Origin of the sequence: Paenibacillus sp. PK3_47 (genome assembly GCF_023520895.1) — a bacterium.
Classification (GTDB): domain Bacteria; phylum Bacillota; class Bacilli; order Paenibacillales; family Paenibacillaceae; genus Paenibacillus_AQ.
Genome location: NZ_CP026029.1, coordinates 573584 through 594840 on the forward strand (window position 1 = coordinate 573584; position 21257 = coordinate 594840).

A 21257-nucleotide genomic window follows, 5' to 3' on the forward strand; every position below is an offset into this window, starting at 1 on the left:
CTTAACATTTTCGATCCCTCCCAAACCCTCCCTTCCAAGGGAGGGCCCCAAGGGCTCTGCCCTCTGGACACCCGTTAAGTGCAACTGGCGCAGGAGGAACGAAAACTGGTATCTAGAATGATGCGTGCAATGACCGCTTACGTCCCTTACAGGGACACGCTTGACTTTAGTGCGGACTTAGAAGACAAGAAACAAAGTCAAGAACAAAGCGAAATATAAGCGGAAGCGATCGGTGATCGTCTTGGATCGGCGATATAATTGCACTCCGTGCAATGATATCAGCCTAAAATTATATCAACCAAAAAAATATCAACCAAAAAAATATCAACCAAAAAAATATATCAACAATAAAAGGCTATCTTTGCGGTAAGCGATCGGCGATCGCTATTAGATCGGCGATATAATTGCACTTCGTGCAATTATATCAGCCAAAAAAGGCTATCTTCGCGGGATAGCTGCACTTCGTACAGCTATTTGCGTGAGATAAGGGCGAATGCTCCACTTTTGGCGAATATACGTGTACGAAGTGCAATTAAAGGCTGCAGATGTGAAGATTAGTTAGTTTTAATTGTAGAGAATGCAGTTATTACTCCAAACCGCGCGTACCCGAAGCAACAAAGTGCCGAAACGCAAAGGCCCTGCCAATCATACCATAACCCCTGTGCAGCTCTTCTACACCTCGGCCAGTGTATGCTGCAGATCCTCAGCGGCACAGTTTTGCGCGTCATGGGAGTGGCGGCTGTAAAAGTTGATTTTGCCGTTACGCTGCACAGGCTCGTTGCCCAAGTAGCTCTTGATCATTTCCAGATCATGCGACACCATCAGGAACGTCATATGGTGATGGGCGTGCATGTGGAAGATAAGGTCAAAGAATCCGGCCTGTGTCTCGGCATCGATCCCGACGGTAGGTTCGTCCAAAATCAGAAGATCCGGATGATTGATCAGCGCACGCGCCAGAAACACACGCTGCTGCTGGCCGCCGGACAGCTGGCCGACTCTTTTCTCGGCGATATCCTGAATCCGCATCACTTCCAGCGCATCGTCGCACTGGCGGTGCTGGGCTTTGGACACCCGGCGGATCAGGTTTTTGTTATTGTACAATCCGGACAGCACAACCTCACGGACCGTTGCCGGGAACAGAGGATTAAAGGCATTTTTCTGCGGGACATAACCGATCCGTTCCCAATCCTTGAATTTGCGCACGGATTGGCCGAACAGCTTGATGTCCCCGCTGGACGGGGGCAGCAGGCCGACGATCATTTTCATCAAAGTCGTTTTGCCTGCACCGTTGGAGCCGATAATGCCCAGGAAATCCCGCTCCTTCACGGTGTAGTTCAGGTTAGAGATTACTTTTTGCTCTCCATAGGAGAAGGAAAGATCCTGTATTTCGATCATATGCTGATGGCAGTCCAGGGATACCGGTTGCATAGTATAGTACCGCCTTTCTCTTATTCTTTCCTTATTATTGTAAGGCCAGAATCAGATTTTGCAAATTTTTCTCCATCAGTGTGAAGTAGTTGTCCCCGTTTTTCTCTTGTTCCTCGGTAAGTCCCTCTACAGGATTCAGTACCATGGTTTCCACGCCGGCTTCACCTGCCAGGGTTTTGGCCAGTTTGTCAGACACCAGCTCTTCGAAAAAGATATAACGGATGCCCTCTTCCTTCACCAGATTGGCCAAGTTCACCAGATCCTGTCCGCGCGGCTCAGCATCCGGAGACAGACCCATAATGGCATGCTGGCTCAGCCCGTAATCACGTGCCAGATAAGAGAAGGCCTGGTGGGATACGACAATTTCCTTATTCGGCAGCTTGGCAAGCTCGGCAGTGAACTTATTGTCCAGCTCCTTTAGGCGCTCTGCCAATGTATTATAACGCTCTTCATAAGCGTCTTTATGATCGGGATCTGCAGCTTGCAGACTGTTCTTGATATTCTCAGCCATAACCAGCGCCGATTTCGGGCTCACCCATGTGTGCGGATCGGTATGCAGGGAATCCCCGCTCTCTTCCGCGGCATGGTTCTCTGCATGCTCCTCAGCATGCTCCTCAGCATGCTCGCCGCCTTCTTCAGCATGTCCTGCTTCCTCGCCATGGTCGTGATCATGGTCATGCTCTTCATCCGTCATGATAAGATCCACACCTTTGCTGACTTCAACGGCCTCAGTTTCACTGTCGCTGTCCAGGCTTTTGAGGAAATTCGGCACCCAGCCTTCCAGACCGGCTCCGTTATACAGGAACAGCTGCGCCTTGGAAGTATTGACGATATCCTGGCTGCGCGGTGTCCAATCATGCGGCTCTACGCCAACCGGAAGCAGATTGATCACATTGGCATCCTCGCCGCCGATTTCAGTGGCGAATTCATATATAGGATAAAAGGTTGTTACTACGTTCACTTTACCCTCAACAATATTCCCTGTGCTTTTGGGACCGCAGGCTGCAAGCACGAATAATACCATGACTGGAAGGGTAAGCAGCAGTCCTTTGCGTAAGCTTTTGAAAGACATCTTCACTATCGACTCCTTAAATCGTAAATTTTACTATGAGAATTATAATAGTAATGGTTACGATAAGTCAACCGCCTTACGCAAAAACAGGAAAACCCCGCGCCTTATGGCACCAGGGCTTTCCTGAACAATCAACTAGAAGGTTGGGATACGCTACCCAAAATTTATTTTACAATCGCTCCGTTAGGCATGCTGTCCGGAACTGTGGCGATGGTCAGCTGATCTCCCTTGGAAGCTGCCAGGATCATGCCCTGCGACAGCTCACCGCGCAGCTTCACCGGCTTCAGGTTGACGATACAGATGACCTTGCGGCCCACCAGCTCTTCCGGCGTGTAGAACTTGGCGATCCCCGACACTACCTGGCGCTGTTCGTATCCAAGGTCGAGCTGCAGCTTCAGCAGCTTATCCGCCTTTTTCACCGGCTCGGCAGCGATGACCTGGGCCACGCGCAGCTCCGCTTTGGCGAAATCGTCAATGCCGATTTCTTCTTTATGCTCTTCCTCCACCTCGGCAGCCGGAGCAGCACTGCCTTCTGCGGCTGCAGGTGCCGCCGCAGCCTCAGCTTCAGCAGGTTTGCCTGCGCCCATCGCTTCAGCGATGTAAGCCACCTCCACCGCTACGTCAAGACGCGGGAAGATCGGATCGCCTTTGACCAGCTTCGTTCCGGCTGGGATAAGGCCAAAGGTTTTGCCGCTGTCCCAGGTGGTCAGCTCACCCTGCTCAATGCCTAGCTGCTCCCAGATCTTCGCCGGAGCGCCGGTCAGGAACGGCTGCAGCAGAATCGACGCCGTCCGCAGGCCTTCCACAAGATGTCTCATTACCGAGGCCAGCTCAGCGGTTCTGCTCTCATCCTTGGCGAGCACCCACGGCTGGGTTTCGTCGATATATTTATTGGTACGGCTGATCAGCGCACCGATGGCAGTCAGCGCTACGGAGAACTCCATTTTTTCCATCGCTTCTTCTACCTTGGCATAGGTGCTCTCCACAGCAGCTTCAAGCTCGCCGTCAAAGGCAGTAACCTTTCCTGCATATGCCGGAAGCTCGCCGCCAAAGTACTTCTCGACCATTGCCCCTGTACGGTTCAGCAGGTTGCCAAGGTCATTGGCCAAATCATAGTTGATCCGGTCCACGAAGCTCTCAGGTGTAAAGGTGCCGTCAGAGCCGAATGGCACTTCACGCAGCAGGTAGTATCTCAGCGCATCCAGGCCGTAACGGTCGATCAGGGTTACCGGATCCACCACGTTGCCTTTGGATTTTGACATTTTTCCGTCCTTCATCAGCAGCCAGCCATGGGCGAATATCTTTTTCGGAAGCGGTTCGCCAAGCGCCATCAGAATGACCGGCCAGATGATGGTGTGGAAGCGTACAATTTCTTTACCGACAATGTGCACGTCCGCAGGCCAGAACTTGTCGTACAGGCTGCGGTCCGCAGAGCCGTAACCGAGGGCGGTAATATAGTTGGTAAGTGCATCGATCCATACATAGACCACATGCTTGGGATCGCCTTTTACCTTAATCCCCCAGTCGAATGTTGTACGCGATACAGCGAGGTCCTCCAGACCCGGCTTAATGAAGTTGTTGATCATTTCGTTTTTGCGCGTCTCCGGCAGAATGAATTCCGGATTCTCTTCGTAGAACTTCAGCAGGCGGTCAGCATATTTGCTCATCCGTAAGAAGTAGCTTTCCTCTTTTACCAGCTCTACAGGATGTCCGCTGTCCGGGCTTTTCCCCCCGGTAATATTGCCGTCCGCATCACGTTCGATATCCACCAGCTGGGTTTCCGTATAAAAGGTCTCATCAGGGATACAGTACCAGCCTTCATACTCCCCCTTATAGATGTCGTCCTGCTGCAGCAGCCGGTCAAAAATATCGGCAACTACTGTTTTATGGCGTTCTTCCGTTGTGCGGATGAAATCATCATTGGAGATCTCCAGCTTGCGCCACAGCTCCTTAATGCCCGCGACAATACCGTCAACGAACTCCTGAGGCGTCTTGCCGGCTTTTGCGGCCTTTTCTTCGATCTTCTGTCCATGCTCATCGGTACCTGTCAGGTAGCGCACCTCATAACCGCGCAGGCGCTTGTAACGGGCCATGGCATCTCCGGCCACCGTGGAATACGCATGACCGATGTGCAGCTTGTCGCTTGGATAGTAGATCGGTGTTGTCAGATAAAATGTTTTGTTGTCGCTCATTTCAATAGTCATCCTTTCGTCTTGGCAAATACAGTTGTGTTAAAAAACACAAAAAACTCCCGCCCCTATATGGGGCGAGAGTATACTCACGCGATACCACCCAAAGTTCCCCGGCTCCTCACAGAGCGCAGGCTTCGCCAGTTCCCTTGCGGAAACTGTCCATTAACGCTGGAACACGCCGTTATCTTACAGCCGCCGCTGCTGTCACGGCTCCTGCTCGAACACAGTTCCTCCCGGACCATATTCGATCATACGTACCATACCGGCTCCCAGCTCCCCCGGCTCTCTGCAATGGACATTCTGATCTACTCATCCGTTCGTCGGAAATCATATTATTCTCCAAAATATACCCAATAACCAGACCCCATGTCAAGTCGTAGGGGCCGCCCCGTCCCCGGAAGCACTCCCGCCTGCCGGGGGCACCGGATCCAGCCCTCCTGGATGGAAAGGATGGCATCTGGCAATCCGCTTGGCTGCCAGCCAGGAGCCCTTAGCCGGACCATGAACCTCTATTGCCTCGAGCGCATAGGCCGAGCAGGTAGGATAAAAGCGGCAGGTTGCCGGCTTAAGCGGCGAAATAAACTTGCGGTACACGCGGATAGGAGCCTGAATCGTTCTGCGCAGTGTAGGCATAATCAGCGGCCTTCTTTGCCGTGGGCAGCCACAGCTGCCTCATCTTCGCGGTTTTGTTCGCAATCCTTGCAGTAACCGAACACCTCAAATTTATGCTTGACTACCCGGAACTGGTCCGGAGTATCCGTTAAATTCATCGGGCAGAAATTAATCGGGTAAGTCTTCATGCACTGAAGGCAAATCATATGGTGATGGTGATGGTCCTGATTGCAGCTGCCTTTGAACTTGACGCCGTCTTCAAACACCACCTGTTCCAGAACACCGAGTTCTTCCATTACCCGCAGATTCCGGTACACCGTATCAAAGCTCAGTCCGCTGTATTTGCGGCCCATATGCTCATATACATCCTTCGCAGACAAATATCCCGTATTCTCGCCGAATAACTTGGCAAGCGTTTTGCGCTGATCGGTGATTCGCAATCCCTGTCCCGACATCGCGTCCAGTATTTGTTCTGTCGACAGCATTCGCTCATCTCCCATAAAGTTAGGTCAATTGTGTTGCACTCTCTTAATAATGCCCCAAAATAAATGCCCCGTCAATGAAGCCCCGCTTCCCGACAGCCTTGGCAGAAGCAGTTTCCTGTCTTTTTACGATTCCGTTCAAGATTGAAGACGGGATTCCGCCGTTCTCGGAGCGTCCACCCAAAAAGCTCACGCATCATCTACATTATAAAAAAACTGACCCAAGCAGCCATTATGGCTTTCGGGTCAGCTTTGGATGTTAATATAGTTTCCGTTTATTTCTTGGCCGGAAGCGGGGTGAAGACCAGGTTCACCGGAAGATTGCTGCCGGAAGCAACGGTGAAGACCATCTCTACGGGACCGTCATAATCACCGGAACGGTAGACAACAGCATTCATGTCCGAATTCGACAGGCTGCCTTTGTTCGGCAGGTTGATAATATTATTGTTAACCATGATGGATCCGAGATAATTGCCTCCGCGCGGATTGAACGTAATCAGGGTGTTCGCGGCGACGTGCTCGAATCTGATTTTGTACAGTACGCCAAAGTTACCTGAGTTGGAAGCTTCGGTTCCGTTCATCGGATCTATACCGATCAGATTCTTGTCGTTGTTGTTATCTCCCAGCACCAGCTTCGTTTGAGTAGCTCCTACTCTATCCGATACCGTAATAATGCGGGTAGAATCCGGGTATGTTCCGCGGTTGTGTACGCCGTCACGGTCAAGAACCGGAAGATACGGCAGCTCAGCCAGCGGATCTTTGGTCTGTTCCACCATAACCACGTTGTACTGCACTGCATAGTCACTGAACAAGTCAGCGCTGAGTGAGAGCACTTCTTTTGGTTTCATGGCAATTTTACTGAGATCGGTCAGAATAGGTACGCTCTCACCCGGCTGCAGTGTAATGGAGCCGTATTTCTCATTTGTAAGCATCGAGGTGTAATACTTTTGAACTGAAATTTTGCCAGTGTATTCCGGTGAAACCACCGGACCGGCGATTCCGGCGAATTGTGTTGTAATGGTCGTCGGGTACAGATTATTATTCGTTGCAATCACATACAGCTTCTGTCTGGTCGTCATGTTGTTCATGTGGTGGACCAGGAAGCGTGTTGCGCCAACCGCTGTTTCACGGTACAGTACGCCTTCTGTATTCACAGTCTCCGGGCTGTTGCTGCGGATCAGTGTATAAGGCTCGGAAGACAGGTTGTAGTTCACATTCGTCAGGCCCGGGATCATTCCGCCGTCCATAGTGATTACATCACCAGGTACGGTGAACAGCTTCGCCACTTCATCCTGGGTATACATTTGCTCGTTCGTAATGTTGATCGTCTTCTCAAATGTGCTGGTCAAACCGTGTTTGTCGGTAACGGTCAGCGAGATGGAGAGCGGTCCGGGATTGAAGTAAGCCAGGGCCCGGTTGTTCCACACGGTTGTCAGCTCTTCATTCTCAGGATCATAGCTCAGATCGGTCAGCGTTACCGGCTCACCCATCTTGTACTCTTCCTTGTCTGTAGTGAAATTAGCCACCGGAGGCTGATTCGGCTGCAGAACCTGGATGGTCTGGGAATACGGATTACTCCACTGTCCGCTTGCATCTCTTACGGAATAAGTAATGGTATAATATCCCGGCTGATCATACATATCCTGCTTGTTGCTGCTCCAGCTCTCTTCTACGATGGCTGTACCATTTGGTGAAGAGCTCTTGGTTACATAGTTTACGATGGTCTGGCCTGCGTAAATTTCACCCGGCTGGATTGTAAAAGAAGCCGAAGGTCTTGTATTCAGTGTAAGAATGACCCGTTTCTGAATATTATCAACGGTATAAGGAATGCCAAGTGCACCGGTAATCGAGGTAAGCGGCACCATGAATGTTCCTTTGAACTGGTAGGCCGGACCCTTCATGGTCACTTTGGACCCGTTCACTGTATAAATCTTGCTGTCGGTCTTAAAGCGCATGATGCTTGAGCCCTTGGTGACAATAACTTCTTTGGTTTTGTAATCATAGGTATAACTCACGCCTACCATTTCCACCATGGCCCGGATGGATACGTAAGACACGCCATTCTTGACTGCCATCGGCTGGTTGGCAAGGTATTCCGTTCCGTTCTTGTACATTTTGTTGCTGTTCATCATGAGAATCAGCTGATTTGCATTGTTACCCGCAAGCGGTTGAGCTGCAGGATCAGTTGCGGGTACGGTAACATTTGGTGTTGCCGCCGGAAATACCGTTTCTGTTGGGACCGGTGTTGCCAGCGGATCAGCAGGAGCAGACGGATCTGCGGTAGCTGACGGTTCTGTTACAACGCCCGGAATCGGAGTTGGCGTAGGTGTAACAGTTCCGGAAGGCAGGCTTGGTAGTGGGTCTGTAGCCGCCGGTAATGGATCTGTAGCCATCGGCAGCGGATCTGAGGTCAAAGGCTCTGACACTGTCTCTGATGCAGGAGCAGCTTCGGCTGCATATACTGATCCGGATACTCCTTTGGTACTTACCGGCTCTGCAAAAGCCGGGACTGCCGAGGCGGCCTGTGATACAGCCAGCACAGCAACTAAAGATAGTTTCTTAAAATTCATGTTACGACTCCTCTGCTCCCAATTGTAGTATATAAGGCAGTAATTCTCTCTGTTCTACCCCTTATAATCCCCGCAAAACGTCGCCTCCCCCTATCTTCCGACAGGTAAGTTTTTGCCACGTTCATTTTACAAAACATAGTATTAGACGCATGGGGCCATAAAAAGTTTCATTCTTTGTAAAGAAAACATTGTAAAAAGAAACGCCCCGCCCGCAATTCAGGGGTGGAACGTCTCTGCATCACGGTACTTATCACGGTACTCTTTAGGAGTCATGCCTGTCTGTTTCAGGAACACTTTCGTAAAATAACGCCGCTCCTGGTACCCCAGTCCAGAACTGATGGCGGCAATGCTCTTGTCGCTGCTGGACAGCATGAACTTGGCGGCTTCGATCCGCTGCTGTGTCACATATTCTACAAAGGTCATTGCAAAACGGTTCTTGAACAAGAGGCAAAAATAGCTGCTGCTGATTCCGATCTTATTCGCTACTTCCTCAATGCCCAGGTCATAGTTCAGCCGCTCCGATATATAATGTGCCGCCAGGTTCATCAGCTGCTCCGGTGTTTTTTTGGCCGTTTCTTCAGCCGGCGGCACTTCCTGGAACAGCGGGATGCTGTTATATAGCTTATCCTTATACTGCCTGCTGCGGATCCTTGTGCCGATCTCCCGCACCTTGTGGCCAAGCTCTTCATAATGAATCGGCTTGCAGATGTATTCCTTTACTCCGAGCCGGATGGCTTCCCTGGCATAATCAAACTCCTGATAGCCGCTGAGCAGCAGCACTTCACTCTCCAGCCCCATCTCGCGCAGCCTGCCGATAAAAGTCAATCCGTCCATGACCGGCATGCGGATATCACAGAGCACAAGATCAGGAGCCTGCTCCTCAGCCATCCGCAGAGCGTCTATACCGCTGCGCGCCATGCCCGTCACTTCCATCCCCATCTCCTGCCAAGGCAGCACACGGTTAAGATTGTTAAGTATAGGGGCTTCATCGTCAACCAATAATACTTTTAGCATAATGATCTTCCCCCTGCACGTATTTAGGGATGACGCATTGAATAATCGTTCCCTGCCCCGGGCTGGCACAGATAAATATCCCGTACAGTCCGCCATATTCGATCCGGATACGGTCCGCCACACTGCGGACGCCAAGCCCCCGCCGTTCTGAATGAATAACAGGCTCAGGCTCACCATCCGGCCCGTGCCCGGCCGTCTCATTCACCATGTACTGGAACATGGACAGCTGGGACGAGGTCATGCCGATCCCGTTGTCTTCGATTCTCAAAATCAGATTTCCGCGGCTTTCCCAGCCTGTTACCGTTAACCTGCCTTTGTATCCGATGCCTTCGAACCCGTGCTGGATACTGTTCTCCACCAGCGGCTGGAGCGTCAGCTTGAGGATTCCGCAGCCCAGCAGCGCCTCGGGAATATGAATTTCATAATCAAAAATATCCTCGAAGCGGAACTTCTGGATATCGAGATAGTTGCGCAGATGCCGGATTTCCTCCTCCAGCGTAATCTCATCCCGGTCCTGAATGCTGATCCGCAGAATGCTGGCCAGCCGGTAGACCATCTCACTGACTTTGCGCCCTTCGTTCTGCACGGCAAGCACGTTAATCGATTCCAGCGTGTTGAAGAGGAAATGCGGTTTGATCTGGGCCTGCAGCACCCGCATTTCCGCCTGATTTTTGCGCCGCTGCTCCAGCTGGACCCGGTTGAACAAGCCGTTGATTTTATCCATCAGATCATTAAAGCCTCTGGCCAGCAGCGTCATTTCATCATTGCCCCGCTCTTCCATCCGGGTAGTCAGGTCCCCGTCCTCCACCCTGCGCATAAAGCGCACAATTACGGCAATCCCTCCGGTAATCCGGTTCATAAAAAAAAGGTTAAAAACTACCGCTGCCAGCAGGCAGAGAACAATAACCGCAACGAACCAGCGTGCAAACACCGTTACTTCCCTGGACAGGGAGTTCCACGAGGTCACTGACACAAGACTCCAGGGATAGTCCTTCAGATGGTAGACCGACAGAATGCTCTTCTCCCCGCTGAACTGCGTTCTGAAGCTTTGAAAACCCTCTTTAAAGACGATGTCCCTGTTCGTAAAAGAGTTGAAATTCCGGCCGTCCAGCTTGCGGTCGGGATCGAACAGAATCATGCCGCCATCATTCACCAGCATAAAAGATACCTTCTGATCACTGTCGCCGATTTTGAGATTGCGGAAGATGGATTCGAACTCCCAGTTTTTGATCTGTACAACCAAAATGCCGATGTCCTGAAAGAAGCTGAGTTCTTTGATCAGCCGGATCTGGGTAAATACAGGCTCTGTTCCGGTCAGTTCCGGATATTCATGCGGGGCCAGCCATTTCGGTACACCGTTAAGCTTCATGACTTCCTGGTACAGGTCGCTGCCTTTGAATTTGTCGTAGGGGAGTGTGCGGAAATTCTCTTTGTTGAACACCGAGACGATTTCAGAGCTGCCTTTTCCGTTAAAATTGTACAAAAAAGCGTAGCTGATCGACGGGTGATTATACAGCAGGCTGCGGAAATTGCGCTGGCTGGCATTCAGGCTGAGCTGCTCGGCATCGGTCAAATCCTGCTTGGACGGATCATCGGCGCTGAGGGCCATATGAAAAACTGAAGTGGCTATCCCGGTGTCTGTGACGTTGTCCATATCCTTGAACACGTTGGAGATGCTGTAGCTGATTGCTTTGAGCGAATATTCGGACTGCTGGCTGTACTTTTTTTCAATAGAATTGTAGGTGACGAAGAACATAATCATGCCAAGAATGAATAAGGGGATGATGATCAGGCCTAAAAATGCCGTAAATAACTTGTAGCGCAAATTCATAGGCTGCTGCTCCTGACTGTAGGAAGGTTAGCCTTTTACGCTGCCCGCCGTTACGCCTTCAATGATTTTCTCCTGCAAAATGGCGTATATAACGATGACCGGCAGCACACTGTAGACAATGCCTGCGGACATTTGCGCATAGTTCATCTGATATTGATCGCGGAATTGGACCATTCCCACCGGCAGCGTGCGCAGCTCGTCATTGGATAAAAAGTAGTTAGCCAGCAAAAATTCATTCCAATTTCCCAGGAAATTAACAATGAACACTGTAACCATGGCGGGAACCGTCAGAGGTACAATAATTTTAGCAAAGATACCCGGAGCCTTCAAGCCGTCCATGACCGCCGCTTCTTCAATTTCACTGGGCAATGAACGCATAAATGCGGCCAGAATAATGATGGTAAAAGGAATGGCATTGGCAATGTAAGGAATGATCAGCGCCCAGTGTGTGTTAAGGATATGCAGCTTGCGCACAATGGTGTAAATCGGCAGCATCAGGGCATTATTAGGGATCAGCATTCCGACCAGTACCAGTGAAAAGAGTATGGTATTCCATCTGCCCTGACGCATCCGCGTAACCGCAAAGGCAAACATGGAGGCCAGCAGTATGGACACTACAGAGGCGAATACCGATATATATAAGCTGTTAAAAAAGTAAGTGCTGATCTTGGCATTCACCCATGCCTCGACATAATTGGAAAATACAAATTCCTCCGGAATGCCGAACGGATTCAGGGCAATGGAATTGTTATCCTTTTTGACAGACGAGAACAGCACGAACAGGAACGGAAACAGTACAATCAGAAGATATCCGAGCAGCGCGATATGCGGCAGGCTTTTTTTCAGGTTGCGTAGGGTCAGCATCAATATTCAATCCTTTCACTGCGCCGGGCGACCAGCAGCTGATACAGTGCGGTAACAACAAGGGTGAACACAAAGATCAGGACCGCAATGGCATTGCCGTATCCGTATTTAAAGTTGGTGATGGCGTATTTGATCATGTATGTGGCCATAACCTCGGTTGATCCGGCCGGCCCGCCCTTCGTCATAACGATGACGATATCCGCAGCTTTCATTGCACCAGCAATGGAGAGCATGATAACCACTGAAATAATAGGTACGATCAGCGGCAAAGTGATCCGTGTCGCCCGCTGAAAGCCCGTAGCGCCGTCAATCGCTGCTGCCTCATCCAATTCCCCGGGAATCGCCAGAATCGCCGCCAGCACCATTACAATGTAAAATCCGGTCCACTGCCAGGCATTGGTAATCAGAATAGAGAGCATGGCAAACCGTTCATCGGACAGCCAGTACACCGGATCAATGCCTGCCAAACTCAGCAGCTTGTTAAACAGCCCGATATTCGGTTCATAGATGAACCCCCAGAGGATGCCGATAACCGCTGTTGACATGATCGATGGCATAAATACAGCCGTCTTGTAGAGCCCTTTGAGCTTTTTGACATGCGAAATCAGCAGGGAAAAGAACACGATTAACGGAACCTGCACGCACACAGAGAAAAGAATAAACCAGCCGTTATTTTTCACCGAGGTCCAGAAGCGTTCATCTCCCAGTGCTTTTTCAAAATTGCTTATGCCGGCATATTTTACTGTGTCCGAAACGCCGTTCCAGCTGGTAAAGCTGTAGTAAACCGAACTGAAAATAGGATAGATAAAGAACATGATGAACAATACAAGTGCAGGAATGACGAACAGAATAAAAACCAGCGGATTTCTGAGTGCTTTGTTCATGACTACCTCCAAATAGCTGAAGCATATTTAAAAAAAGCACCCTGGAGCAAGCACCAGGGCACATTCAATTTACTGCCGTTTATTCCACAGCCGCATTTGCTTCTTCCTGGATCTTTTGCAGGGCTTCGCCCATCTTCTCAGGTGTCGTCTGCCCGCCGATCAGGCTTTGAATCTGAATATTGCTGATTTCGGTCGTTACATCCGCCTGTACCAGGGAATCAAAGGCCGGGAACGAGGACGCCGAATTATTCAGCACAGCCACAATTTCGCTCATCAGATCATCGGTAATGTTCTCATTCAGCACATTCTGGTCAATCTTCATCGCCGGCAGCACACCGTCTTCTACCAGGCCGCGCAGCTGCATTTCTTCATTGAACATATTTTTGATAAAAGATTTCACTGCCGCCAGCTGGCGTTCATCTTCCCCTGCGGCAGCCGAGAACCCGTAGCCGTTGTTCACATCGCGCATCAGGGCGGTCTGGTCGCCAACGCCGCCTTCGACAGCCGGAATATTGAAGAACCCTACTTTGCCGATCAGGCCTTCGCCGGACTGTCCCGGTTTGAACACGGAGGATTTCCAGGTGCCGTCATACATCAGAATCGCTTCACCGCTGGTGAACTGTGTAGTGTACTCGGCATACTCGAAGCCAAGCTCACCTTTCTTAAAGTAGCCCTTGTCTACCCACTCCTTGTATTTCGCAAAACCTTTGATCACATTTGGATCGTTCCATTTCGCCTCACCGGTTGCAAATTTGGCAGTGATGTCCGGACCGGCGTACCGCGACCACAGATGATTTGCCAGCATCAGCGGTACCCAACCGGCTTTGGATGCGCCTGCCATTGGCACTTTACCGTCAGCTTTAATGTCGGCCAGCTGCTGCTCCAGCTCTGCAAATGTAGCTGGAGCCTGCCAGCCTTTGCTTGTATAGTACTCTTTATTGTAAAAGAACCCTTCCCCGGAGCCGCCAATCGGCAGGCCGTAAATTTTGCCCTCATACGTAAACGGATCCAGGTTGGAGAATTTGTCTTGGATACCCAGCTCTTCGAGGATAGGGGTCAGGTCAAGCAGCTTGCCCTCTTTGGCATAAATTTTGGAGTCCGGGCTGCCGAACAGGTCAAATATTTCCGGAGGATTGCCGGCGGCCATCTCACCGCGCAGCTTTTCTTTGCGGTTCACATCTGAATCAACACCGTCCAGCTTGAACGTCAGACCGGGTACTTCTTCCTGTACTTTGCCGACGACATCCTCCAGAATGGCGAGCCGTTTCTGTTTGTCTGCACCCACCTGGGTATGGCGGATCGTCATCTCAAAAGGTTCTGTGCTTACCGGCTCTTCAGTGGCCGGGGCATTGGTTGCAGCACCGCCGTTATTTGTCGCAGCTGCCTCTCCATTATTGCCGCCGGCATTGTTGTTGTTGCCGCCACATCCGGCCAAAAGCGCAGACGTAACAAAAATCAGCGTTAACAGCAAAGTCATGCTTTTCTTCATTTCGGGTGACCCTCCCTATTTAATGATATCCCTTACAACTCTAATTATAGAAAACGGCATTTGTTATCGTAAGGTTAAGATTCATCCACTATAGGGATAAAAACCTCTAATTCAAGTAAATGACTAATTACCTTTCACCTTAAAATAATCCCTTAGCTTATCCGCATATACCACGCGCTCCTCTGCCGATAGGTGTCATCAGCACATGCCCCGGATTATTAGCCAGCCAATGCGAAGCAATGAAGGCAGTAATGAACTCATCCTTGTAAAATATATCCGCCGTCCTGGATTTTCCACGCTGGTTCTCCACCCCGCTAAGCAGCAGACAAAACGGACAATGATAATTTTCAGGTTCGTGTAACATTGCTGATAACCTCCGGTTCGTTAATGATTGTTCTCTGAATCCCTGCACACCAAAAAGCCGCCTCCACAGTACGCATTTACTGTAAAAACGGCTTTATTCTGTAGTTAAGCATCATACCAGAGCGGTCTGATTGCGTCCTTCTTCAATTAAGCGGTATGCGCGCTGCACTTCCTCATCGCTTGGTGAAGGCACCCCTTCAAGCTCATATGCACGGCCGAGCTCCTGCCATTTATAAATCCCCATTTGGTGATACGGCAAAATTTCAAACTTCTCGACACCTTTCAGTGTTCCGATGAACCGGCCCAGGTTCAGTAAATCTTCTTCTTTGTCATGAATACCGGGAACATATACGTGGCGGATCCACATTTTGCGGTTATGATCGGACAGCCAGCGGGCCAGCTTCAATGTGCGTTCATTTGATTTGCCGGTGAGCTTGATATGCGCTTCATCGTCAATATGTTTAAGATCCAGGAGGACAAGGTCGGTAACATCGAGCAAATCACTGATTTTTGAACCGTCATTATAGCCGTTGCTGTCCAGTGTAGTATGAAGATTCCAGCGTTTCTTTACTTCAGTGAACAGGTTTTTCACAAAATGGGCCTGCAGTGTAGGCTCACCGCCTGAGACCGTCAATCCGCCGCCGGAAGATTTATAATAATTCAGATAAGGTTCAATTTCCGCAAGTACCTGTTCAATGCTCATTTCTTTACCTTCATTAAGACCCCAAGTATCCGGATTATGACAATATTGGCATTTCAGCAGGCAGCCCTGCATGAATAGTACGAAACGGATACCAGGTCCGTCTACGGTACCGAAGGTTTCCAAGGAATGTATATGTCCATTAGCCATTAGGATGACATCCTTTCCATAAAACTTAAAATTTTAATCAATTTTCAGCAAGATTTTACCGCCCCTGAACCAAGGGCGGTATCACCTCACTGCTATTTCACTTTATACAGGAACTGTCGTACACAGTTCAATCAATTACATTGTACCGTGGAACGTACGGTTGATAACATCCAGCTGTTGTTCGCGGGTCAGCTTGATGAAGTTAACAGCATAGCCGGATACACGGACAGTCAATTGCGGATAGTTCTCAGGGTGATCCATAGCATCGATCAGCTGTTCACGGTTAAATACGTTAACGTTCAAGTGCTGAGCGTTGTTGTGGAAGTATCCGTCCATCATGAATACCAGGTTGGACTTCCGGGATTCTTCGTCTTTACCCAGCGCCTTAGGAACGATAGAGAACGTGTTGGAGATACCGTCTTGGGCATCTGAGTAAGGCAGCTTCGCAACAGAGTTCAAGGAAGCCAGTGCGCCTTTTTTGTCACGTCCGTGCATTGGGTTAGCACCTGGAGCGAACGGTTCACCTTTCTTGCGTCCGTCAGGAGTAGTACCGGTCTTCTTACCATATACCACGTTCGAAGTGATCGTCAGTACCGATTGAGTCGGCATAGCATCACGGTAAGTTTTGTGTTTGCGGATCATCGACATAAAGGTTTCAACCAGTTCAACAGCGATGCTGTCAACAGCGTCATCGTTGTTGCCGTAGCAAGGGAATTCACCTTCAGTTTCGAAGTCGATAGCGATACCTTGTTCGTTGCGGATCGGTTTAACCTTCGCGTATTTAATTGCGCTCAGGGAGTCAGCAGCAACGGACAGACCAGCGATACCGCAAGCCATTGTACGCAGGATGTCGCGGTCATGCAGCGCCATTTCAATGCGTTCGTAAGAATATTTGTCATGCATATAGTGGATGATGTTCAGGGTGTTGACATAAGTCTTGGCCAGCCACTCCATCATCGGTTTGAAGCGTTTCATTACTTCGTTGTAGTCGAGATACTCGGAAGTGATTGCAGGGAATTCAGGTCCAACTTGTGCTCCGGACTTCTCGTCTACACCGCCATTGATTGCATACAGCAGAGCTTTGGCCAGGTTAGCACGGGCACCGAAGAACTGCATTTGTTTACCGATACGCATTGGGGATACGCAGCAGGCAATCGCGTAATCTTCACCCCAGTATGGACGCATTACATCATCATTCTCATATTGGATCGCGCTTGTCTCGATAGAAACCTTGGCGCAATATTTCTTGAAGCCTTCAGGCAGTCTTTCGGACCACAGTACAGTCAGGTTCGGTTCTGGTGCAGGTCCCAGATTGTACAGGGTATGCAGGAAGCGGAAGCTGTTCTTGGTAACGCGTGTTGTTCCGTCTTCAGCCATACCGCCGATGGATTCCGTTACCCAGGTAGGGTCACCGGAGAACAATTCGTTATAGTCAGGCGTACGCAGGAATTTCACGATACGCAGCTTCATTACAAAGTGGTCAACAATTTCTTGTGCTTGCTCTTCAGTAAGAGTGCCTTCTTCAAAGTCGCGTTGTGCATAGATGTCGAGGAAGGAGGATACGCGGCCCAGGGACATTGCGGCACCGTTTTGCTCTTTAACTGCTGCCAGGTAACCGAAATATACCCATTGAGTAGCTTCCTTGAAGTTGTTCGCCGGTTTGGAGATATCCATACCGTGAGCGGCAGCCATTTCTTTCAGCTCGCCCAGAGCGCGGATTTGCTCTGACAGCTCTTCGCGCAGGCGGATTACTTCTTCAGTCATGGAATCCACTTCAAGCTCGGTCAATTGCTGTTTCTTGTCTTTGATCAGGAAGTCGATACCGTACAGGGCAACACGGCGGTAGTCGCCGATGATGCGTCCGCGGCCGTAAGCATCAGGAAGACCTGTGATAACGCCCGATTTACGCACGGCTCTCATTTCTGGTGTATATGCATCAAATACGCCTTGGTTATGCGTTTTGCGGATATTCGTGAACATTTCGATCATGTTGTTCGGAAGCTCGAAGCCGTAAGCTTTGGTGGCGTCGATCATCATCTTGATACCGCCGAACGGTTGAATGGAACGTCTGAAAGGTGCATCAGTCTGTACGCCTACAATTTGTTCCTTTTCCTTATCGATATAGCCAGGTGCGTGGGAAGTAATCGTGGAGACAGTGTCCAGAGAAACGTCCCATACTCCGCCTCTTTCTCTTTCTTCCTTGCTCAGCTGGGAGATAATCTTCCACAGTTCAGTAGTGTTGCTGGTAGGACCTACGAGGAAATCTTCGTTTCCTTCATAAGGCTTGATGTTCTTGGAAATAAATTCGTTTACGTCAACTTTCTTGGACCATTTGCCTTTTACAAAACTTCTCCAACCCGATTTCACTTCTTGTACATCTTTTTCAATCACCGACATGCTAAATCCCTCCATTTATATTTATTATATTTGTAGAGATCGCGGGCTTGAAGGTTAATCCCGTGTCTCGTGATCCCAACGCTATAGTTGTTATAAAATTCACAATCGTATCTGTATAACTGGGACCGTTCTTTATATAAACATTTTAGTTTATTTTCTGAAAAAGGACTGTGACAAATATCACCTTTCCGGTGATATTTGTCACTTCCTTTACGTCCCATAACAACCATTAAACTAATTTTCTATATAACAATCGCCAATTAATTATCGAATCTTCCGTAGAACGCGTTGCGGTACACATCAGCCAGCTCACTTACCAGCGGCAGCTTAGGGTTGGCAGTAGTACATTGGTCTTCAAATGCACGGTCAGCCAGGTAGTCTACGCGCGATTCAAAATCCTTAGGATCAAAACCGAGCTGCTGGAACGACTCTTCGATGCCCAGCTTCTTGTTCATTTCACGGATTGCATTGATCAGGCTTGTTACACCTTCTTCTGTAGTACGGGCAGGCAATCCAAGAATACGGGCAATTTCGGCATAACGCTCGTCAGCTACGAAGTGCGAGTATTTAGGGAACGAAGCGAACTTCGTAGGTTTTTTGGCATTGTAACGGATAACGTGCGGCATCAGGATCGCATTTGTACGGCCGTGTGCCGTATGGTATTGACCGCCCCATTTGTGCGCCAAGCTGTGGTTAATACCCAGGAACGCGTTAGCAAACGCCATACCGGCAAGTGTCGAAGCATTGTGCATTTTTTCACGCGCCAGTTTATCACCAGTAAGCGCCGATTTCTCAAGGTACTGGAATACCAGCTGAATCGCTTTGATTGCCAGACCGTCGGAGTAGTCACTGGCCATTACCGATACATAAGCTTCAATAGCGTGAGTCAGTACGTCCATACCTGTATCTGCAACAGCAGTTCTTGGCAGACTGTATACAAATTCCGGATCAACGATCGCTACGTCTGGAGTCAGTTCATAGTCAGCCAGCGGATATTTGGTGTTGGCACCGGCAGTTTTGTCGGTGATAACTGCGAACGAGGTCACTTCCGAACCTGTACCCGAAGTTGTCGGGATGGCAACGAATTTCGCCTTTTTGCCCAGGGTAGGGTATTTGTACACGCGTTTGCGGATATCCATGAATTTTTGTTTCAGGTTATTGAAGTCTACATCCGGATGTTCGTAGAACAGCCACATTCCTTTGGCAGCGTCCATCGGTGAACCGCCGCCCAGTGCGATAATGCAGTCCGGCTGGAATCTGTTCATCATAGCGGTACCTTTCTCCACGGTAGTGGTCGAAGGATCCGGTTCAACTTCCGAGAACACTTCAATCGCTACAGGAGTCTGGCGTTGGCGCAGATAGTGCTCAACTCTTTCAACATATCCCAATTTAACCATCATTGGGTCAGTGATAATGGCTACACGTGTGATATCAGGCATTTTGGCCAGGTATTGAGTGGATCCCTTTTCGAAGTAGATCTTGTCAGGTACTTTAAACCATTGCATATTCACGGTACGACGATTCACCCTTTTCACGTTGATCAGATTGATGGCAGTAACGTTCTGCGATACCGAGTTGCGTCCATAAGATCCGCAGCCCAGGGTCAGCGAAGGGATATTCGTGTTGTAAATGTCGCCGATTGCGCCATGTGTCGAAGGCGAGTTGACGAGGATACGTCCGGTTTGCAGGCGGTTCGAGAATTTCATGATCACTTCTTCATTATTGGAATGGATCGCCGAGCTGTGGCCCATACCGCCAAATTCAACGATCTCGGCAGCGCGTTCGATACCTTGGTCAGCATTTTTCACCTTGTAGCAGGCCAGAACCGGGCTCAGCTTCTCAGCCGACAGCGGATATTTAGGGCCTACGCCTTCGATTTCAGCAACCAGAATCTTCGTTCCGGCTGGTACCTGGATACCGCACATCTCAGCAATTTTCACTGCCGATTGGCCTACGATTGCCGGGTTAACTGCACATTTCTCTACGTTCATCGCGCCGTTAGTCAGCTTGGCAGCTTCATCTTTATTGACAAAGTAGCAGCCGTTCGCGATCATTTTCTTTTTCACTTGGTCAAAAATTGCATCTTCTATAATAACGGCTTGCTCAGAGGCGCAGATCATACCGTTATCGAATGTTTTGGAAAGGATGATATCCGTTACCGCCTGATCAATATCTGCACTCTTCTCAATGAAGGCCGGTACGTTACCAGGACCTACGCCAAGAGCCGGTTTGCCGCAGCTGTATGCTGCCTTAACCATTGCCGATCCGCCTGTAGCCAGAATCAGTGCAACGTCCGGATTGTTCATCAGTGCGTTCGTTTTGTCCATCGTCGGCATTTCAATCCATTGAATGCAGTTTTCAGGAGCACCTGCTTTGACTGCTGCATCGTGCAGAATCTTAGCTGCTGCAGCGCTGCACTCTTGCGCGGACGGGTGGAAACCGAATATAATAGGGTTACGTGTCTTAGCGGCAATCAGAGCTTTAAACATCGTGGTGGATGTTGGGTTGGTTACCGGTGTGATGCCCATTACAATTCCGACTGGTTCAGCAATCTTTTGGAAGTTGTCGTAGGGGTTATCCTCAATAACTCCTACGGTTTTGTCATACTTGATTCCGTGCCAGATATATTCTGTTGAGAAGATGTTCTTCGTAATTTTGTCTTCGTATACTCCGCGGCCTGTTTCTTCGACAGCCAATTTTGCCAGGTACATGTGTTTGTCGAGACCTGCCAGAGCCATTGCATGAACGATTGTGTTAACCTGCTCCTGGTCAAGCGCCATATACGCTTCCTGAGCTTTCTTTGCTTTATCCACCAATGTCTGAATATACTCTTCAGCGGTGGTCTGTTTCACTTGGGCGGCGACTTCGTTCTTTACTGCCATCTCCCTCGTCCTCCTGTCAATTTTTAGGTTGTTTTTCTCTACACGTTTATCTTATCACATCCCCTTCGGGTTGTATAGTGAATTCTTTCACAAAGTTTAAAGTTTTTTTGATTTGTTTTCAAAGCGCTTACATTCGATCATATTCAGGCTGATATTACATTTATTGGGCTGCCACCCATGAATACATGCTCATACAAGAAATAATAATACTTAAAATCTAAGATTTTACAGAGAAAGCCGACTCTTTTTGCGGAATCAATACGTCCGGGGGTCTGCACTACTTTGTGCAATAGATTTATTTAAAAACACCGAGAATTCCTCTCTATT

General features: G+C 49.4%; 14 protein-coding genes and 1 pseudogene. All 15 read right to left on the bottom strand.

Annotated elements, in window-relative coordinates; genetic code table 11:
• Positions 1 to 672 precede the first annotated feature (672 nt).
• Positions 673 to 1314, bottom strand: a pseudogene (locus C2I18_RS02780) (metal ABC transporter ATP-binding protein); the annotation flags it as partial.
• Between the two features lie 148 nt (positions 1315 to 1462).
• Positions 1463 to 2500 (bottom strand): metal ABC transporter solute-binding protein, Zn/Mn family, encoded by a 1038-nt coding sequence (locus C2I18_RS02785; RefSeq protein ID WP_249899769.1) that lies wholly within the window; start codon positions 2498 to 2500, stop codon positions 1463 to 1465.
• Positions 2501 to 2664: 164 nt separating this feature from the next.
• A complete protein-coding gene (gene metG / locus C2I18_RS02790; protein ID WP_249899770.1) occupies positions 2665 to 4692 on the bottom strand; it encodes a methionine--tRNA ligase in 2028 nt (675 codons plus the stop codon).
• A 369-nt stretch (positions 4693 to 5061) separates the two neighbouring features.
• Complete coding sequence (gene yidD / locus C2I18_RS02795) at positions 5062 to 5328, bottom strand: membrane protein insertion efficiency factor YidD (protein WP_481857913.1); 267 nt, start codon at positions 5326 to 5328, stop codon at positions 5062 to 5064.
• Complete coding sequence (locus C2I18_RS02800; RefSeq protein WP_249899772.1) at positions 5328 to 5789, bottom strand: Fur family transcriptional regulator; 462 nt, start codon at positions 5787 to 5789, stop codon at positions 5328 to 5330. The genes yidD and C2I18_RS02800 overlap by 1 nt, the downstream gene beginning before the upstream one ends.
• A gap of 272 nt (positions 5790 to 6061) precedes the next feature.
• Entirely contained in the window at positions 6062 to 8356 is a 2295-nt protein-coding gene (locus C2I18_RS02805) for a copper amine oxidase N-terminal domain-containing protein (RefSeq protein WP_249899773.1), read from the bottom strand.
• 216 nt (positions 8357 to 8572) lie between these two features.
• Positions 8573 to 9370, bottom strand: coding sequence for a response regulator transcription factor (locus C2I18_RS02810; protein WP_249899774.1), 798 nt, complete (start codon positions 9368 to 9370; stop codon positions 8573 to 8575).
• Entirely contained in the window at positions 9348 to 11201 is a 1854-nt protein-coding gene (locus C2I18_RS02815; protein WP_249899775.1) for a cache domain-containing sensor histidine kinase, read from the bottom strand. The genes C2I18_RS02810 and C2I18_RS02815 overlap by 23 nt, the downstream gene beginning before the upstream one ends.
• Before the next feature lie 27 nt (positions 11202 to 11228).
• Positions 11229 to 12065 carry a carbohydrate ABC transporter permease gene (locus C2I18_RS02820; RefSeq protein WP_249899776.1) on the bottom strand — a complete coding sequence of 279 codons (837 nt, stop codon included), beginning with the start codon at positions 12063 to 12065 and terminating at the stop codon, positions 11229 to 11231.
• Positions 12065 to 12949: a carbohydrate ABC transporter permease gene (locus C2I18_RS02825; protein ID WP_249899777.1), complete on the bottom strand. Its 885-nt coding sequence runs from the start codon at positions 12947 to 12949 to the stop codon at positions 12065 to 12067. Before C2I18_RS02825 ends, C2I18_RS02820 begins: the two co-directional genes overlap by 1 nt.
• 79 nt (positions 12950 to 13028) lie before the next feature.
• Positions 13029 to 14438, bottom strand: a complete 1410-nt coding sequence (locus tag C2I18_RS02830) for an extracellular solute-binding protein (protein WP_249899778.1) — start codon at positions 14436 to 14438, stop codon at positions 13029 to 13031.
• 157 nt (positions 14439 to 14595) lie between these two features.
• Positions 14596 to 14802 (bottom strand): hypothetical protein, encoded by a 207-nt coding sequence (locus C2I18_RS02835; RefSeq protein ID WP_249899779.1) that lies wholly within the window; start codon positions 14800 to 14802, stop codon positions 14596 to 14598.
• A gap of 111 nt (positions 14803 to 14913) precedes the next feature.
• On the bottom strand, positions 14914 to 15651 hold the full coding sequence (gene pflA / locus C2I18_RS02840; RefSeq protein ID WP_249899780.1) for a pyruvate formate-lyase-activating protein: 738 nt from the start codon (positions 15649 to 15651) through the stop codon (positions 14914 to 14916).
• Between the two features lie 135 nt (positions 15652 to 15786).
• On the bottom strand, positions 15787 to 18048 hold the full coding sequence (gene pflB / locus C2I18_RS02845) for a formate C-acetyltransferase (protein WP_249899781.1): 2262 nt from the start codon (positions 18046 to 18048) through the stop codon (positions 15787 to 15789).
• A gap of 260 nt (positions 18049 to 18308) precedes the next feature.
• Positions 18309 to 20930: a bifunctional acetaldehyde-CoA/alcohol dehydrogenase gene (gene adhE, locus C2I18_RS02850; protein ID WP_249899782.1), complete on the bottom strand. Its 2622-nt coding sequence runs from the start codon at positions 20928 to 20930 to the stop codon at positions 18309 to 18311.
• Between the last annotated feature and the right edge of the window lie 327 nt (positions 20931 to 21257).

What these genes read in the sequence shown, in the direction of transcription:
- C2I18_RS02825 (WP_249899777.1), bottom strand. Translation starts at nt 12,949, where the DNA reads ATGAACAAAGCACTCAGAAATCCGCTGGTTTTTATTCTGTTCGTCATT.
- C2I18_RS02800 (WP_249899772.1), bottom strand. Translation starts at nt 5,789, where the DNA reads ATGCTGTCGACAGAACAAATACTGGACGCGATGTCGGGACAGGGATTG.
- pflB (WP_249899781.1), bottom strand. Translation starts at nt 18,048, where the DNA reads ATGTCGGTGATTGAAAAAGATGTACAAGAAGTGAAATCGGGTTGGAGA.
- C2I18_RS02815 (WP_249899775.1), bottom strand. Translation starts at nt 11,201, where the DNA reads ATGAATTTGCGCTACAAGTTATTTACGGCATTTTTAGGCCTGATCATC.
- C2I18_RS02810 (WP_249899774.1), bottom strand. Translation starts at nt 9,370, where the DNA reads ATGCTAAAAGTATTATTGGTTGACGATGAAGCCCCTATACTTAACAAT.
- C2I18_RS02805 (WP_249899773.1), bottom strand. Translation starts at nt 8,356, where the DNA reads ATGAATTTTAAGAAACTATCTTTAGTTGCTGTGCTGGCTGTATCACAG.
- C2I18_RS02820 (WP_249899776.1), bottom strand. Translation starts at nt 12,065, where the DNA reads ATGCTGACCCTACGCAACCTGAAAAAAAGCCTGCCGCATATCGCGCTG.
- C2I18_RS02830 (WP_249899778.1), bottom strand. Translation starts at nt 14,438, where the DNA reads ATGAAGAAAAGCATGACTTTGCTGTTAACGCTGATTTTTGTTACGTCT.
- metG (WP_249899770.1), bottom strand. Translation starts at nt 4,692, where the DNA reads ATGAGCGACAACAAAACATTTTATCTGACAACACCGATCTACTATCCA.
- adhE (WP_249899782.1), bottom strand. Translation starts at nt 20,930, where the DNA reads ATGGCAGTAAAGAACGAAGTCGCCGCCCAAGTGAAACAGACCACCGCT.
- pflA (WP_249899780.1), bottom strand. Translation starts at nt 15,651, where the DNA reads ATGGCTAATGGACATATACATTCCTTGGAAACCTTCGGTACCGTAGAC.
- C2I18_RS02835 (WP_249899779.1), bottom strand. Translation starts at nt 14,802, where the DNA reads ATGTTACACGAACCTGAAAATTATCATTGTCCGTTTTGTCTGCTGCTT.
- C2I18_RS02785 (WP_249899769.1), bottom strand. Translation starts at nt 2,500, where the DNA reads ATGTCTTTCAAAAGCTTACGCAAAGGACTGCTGCTTACCCTTCCAGTC.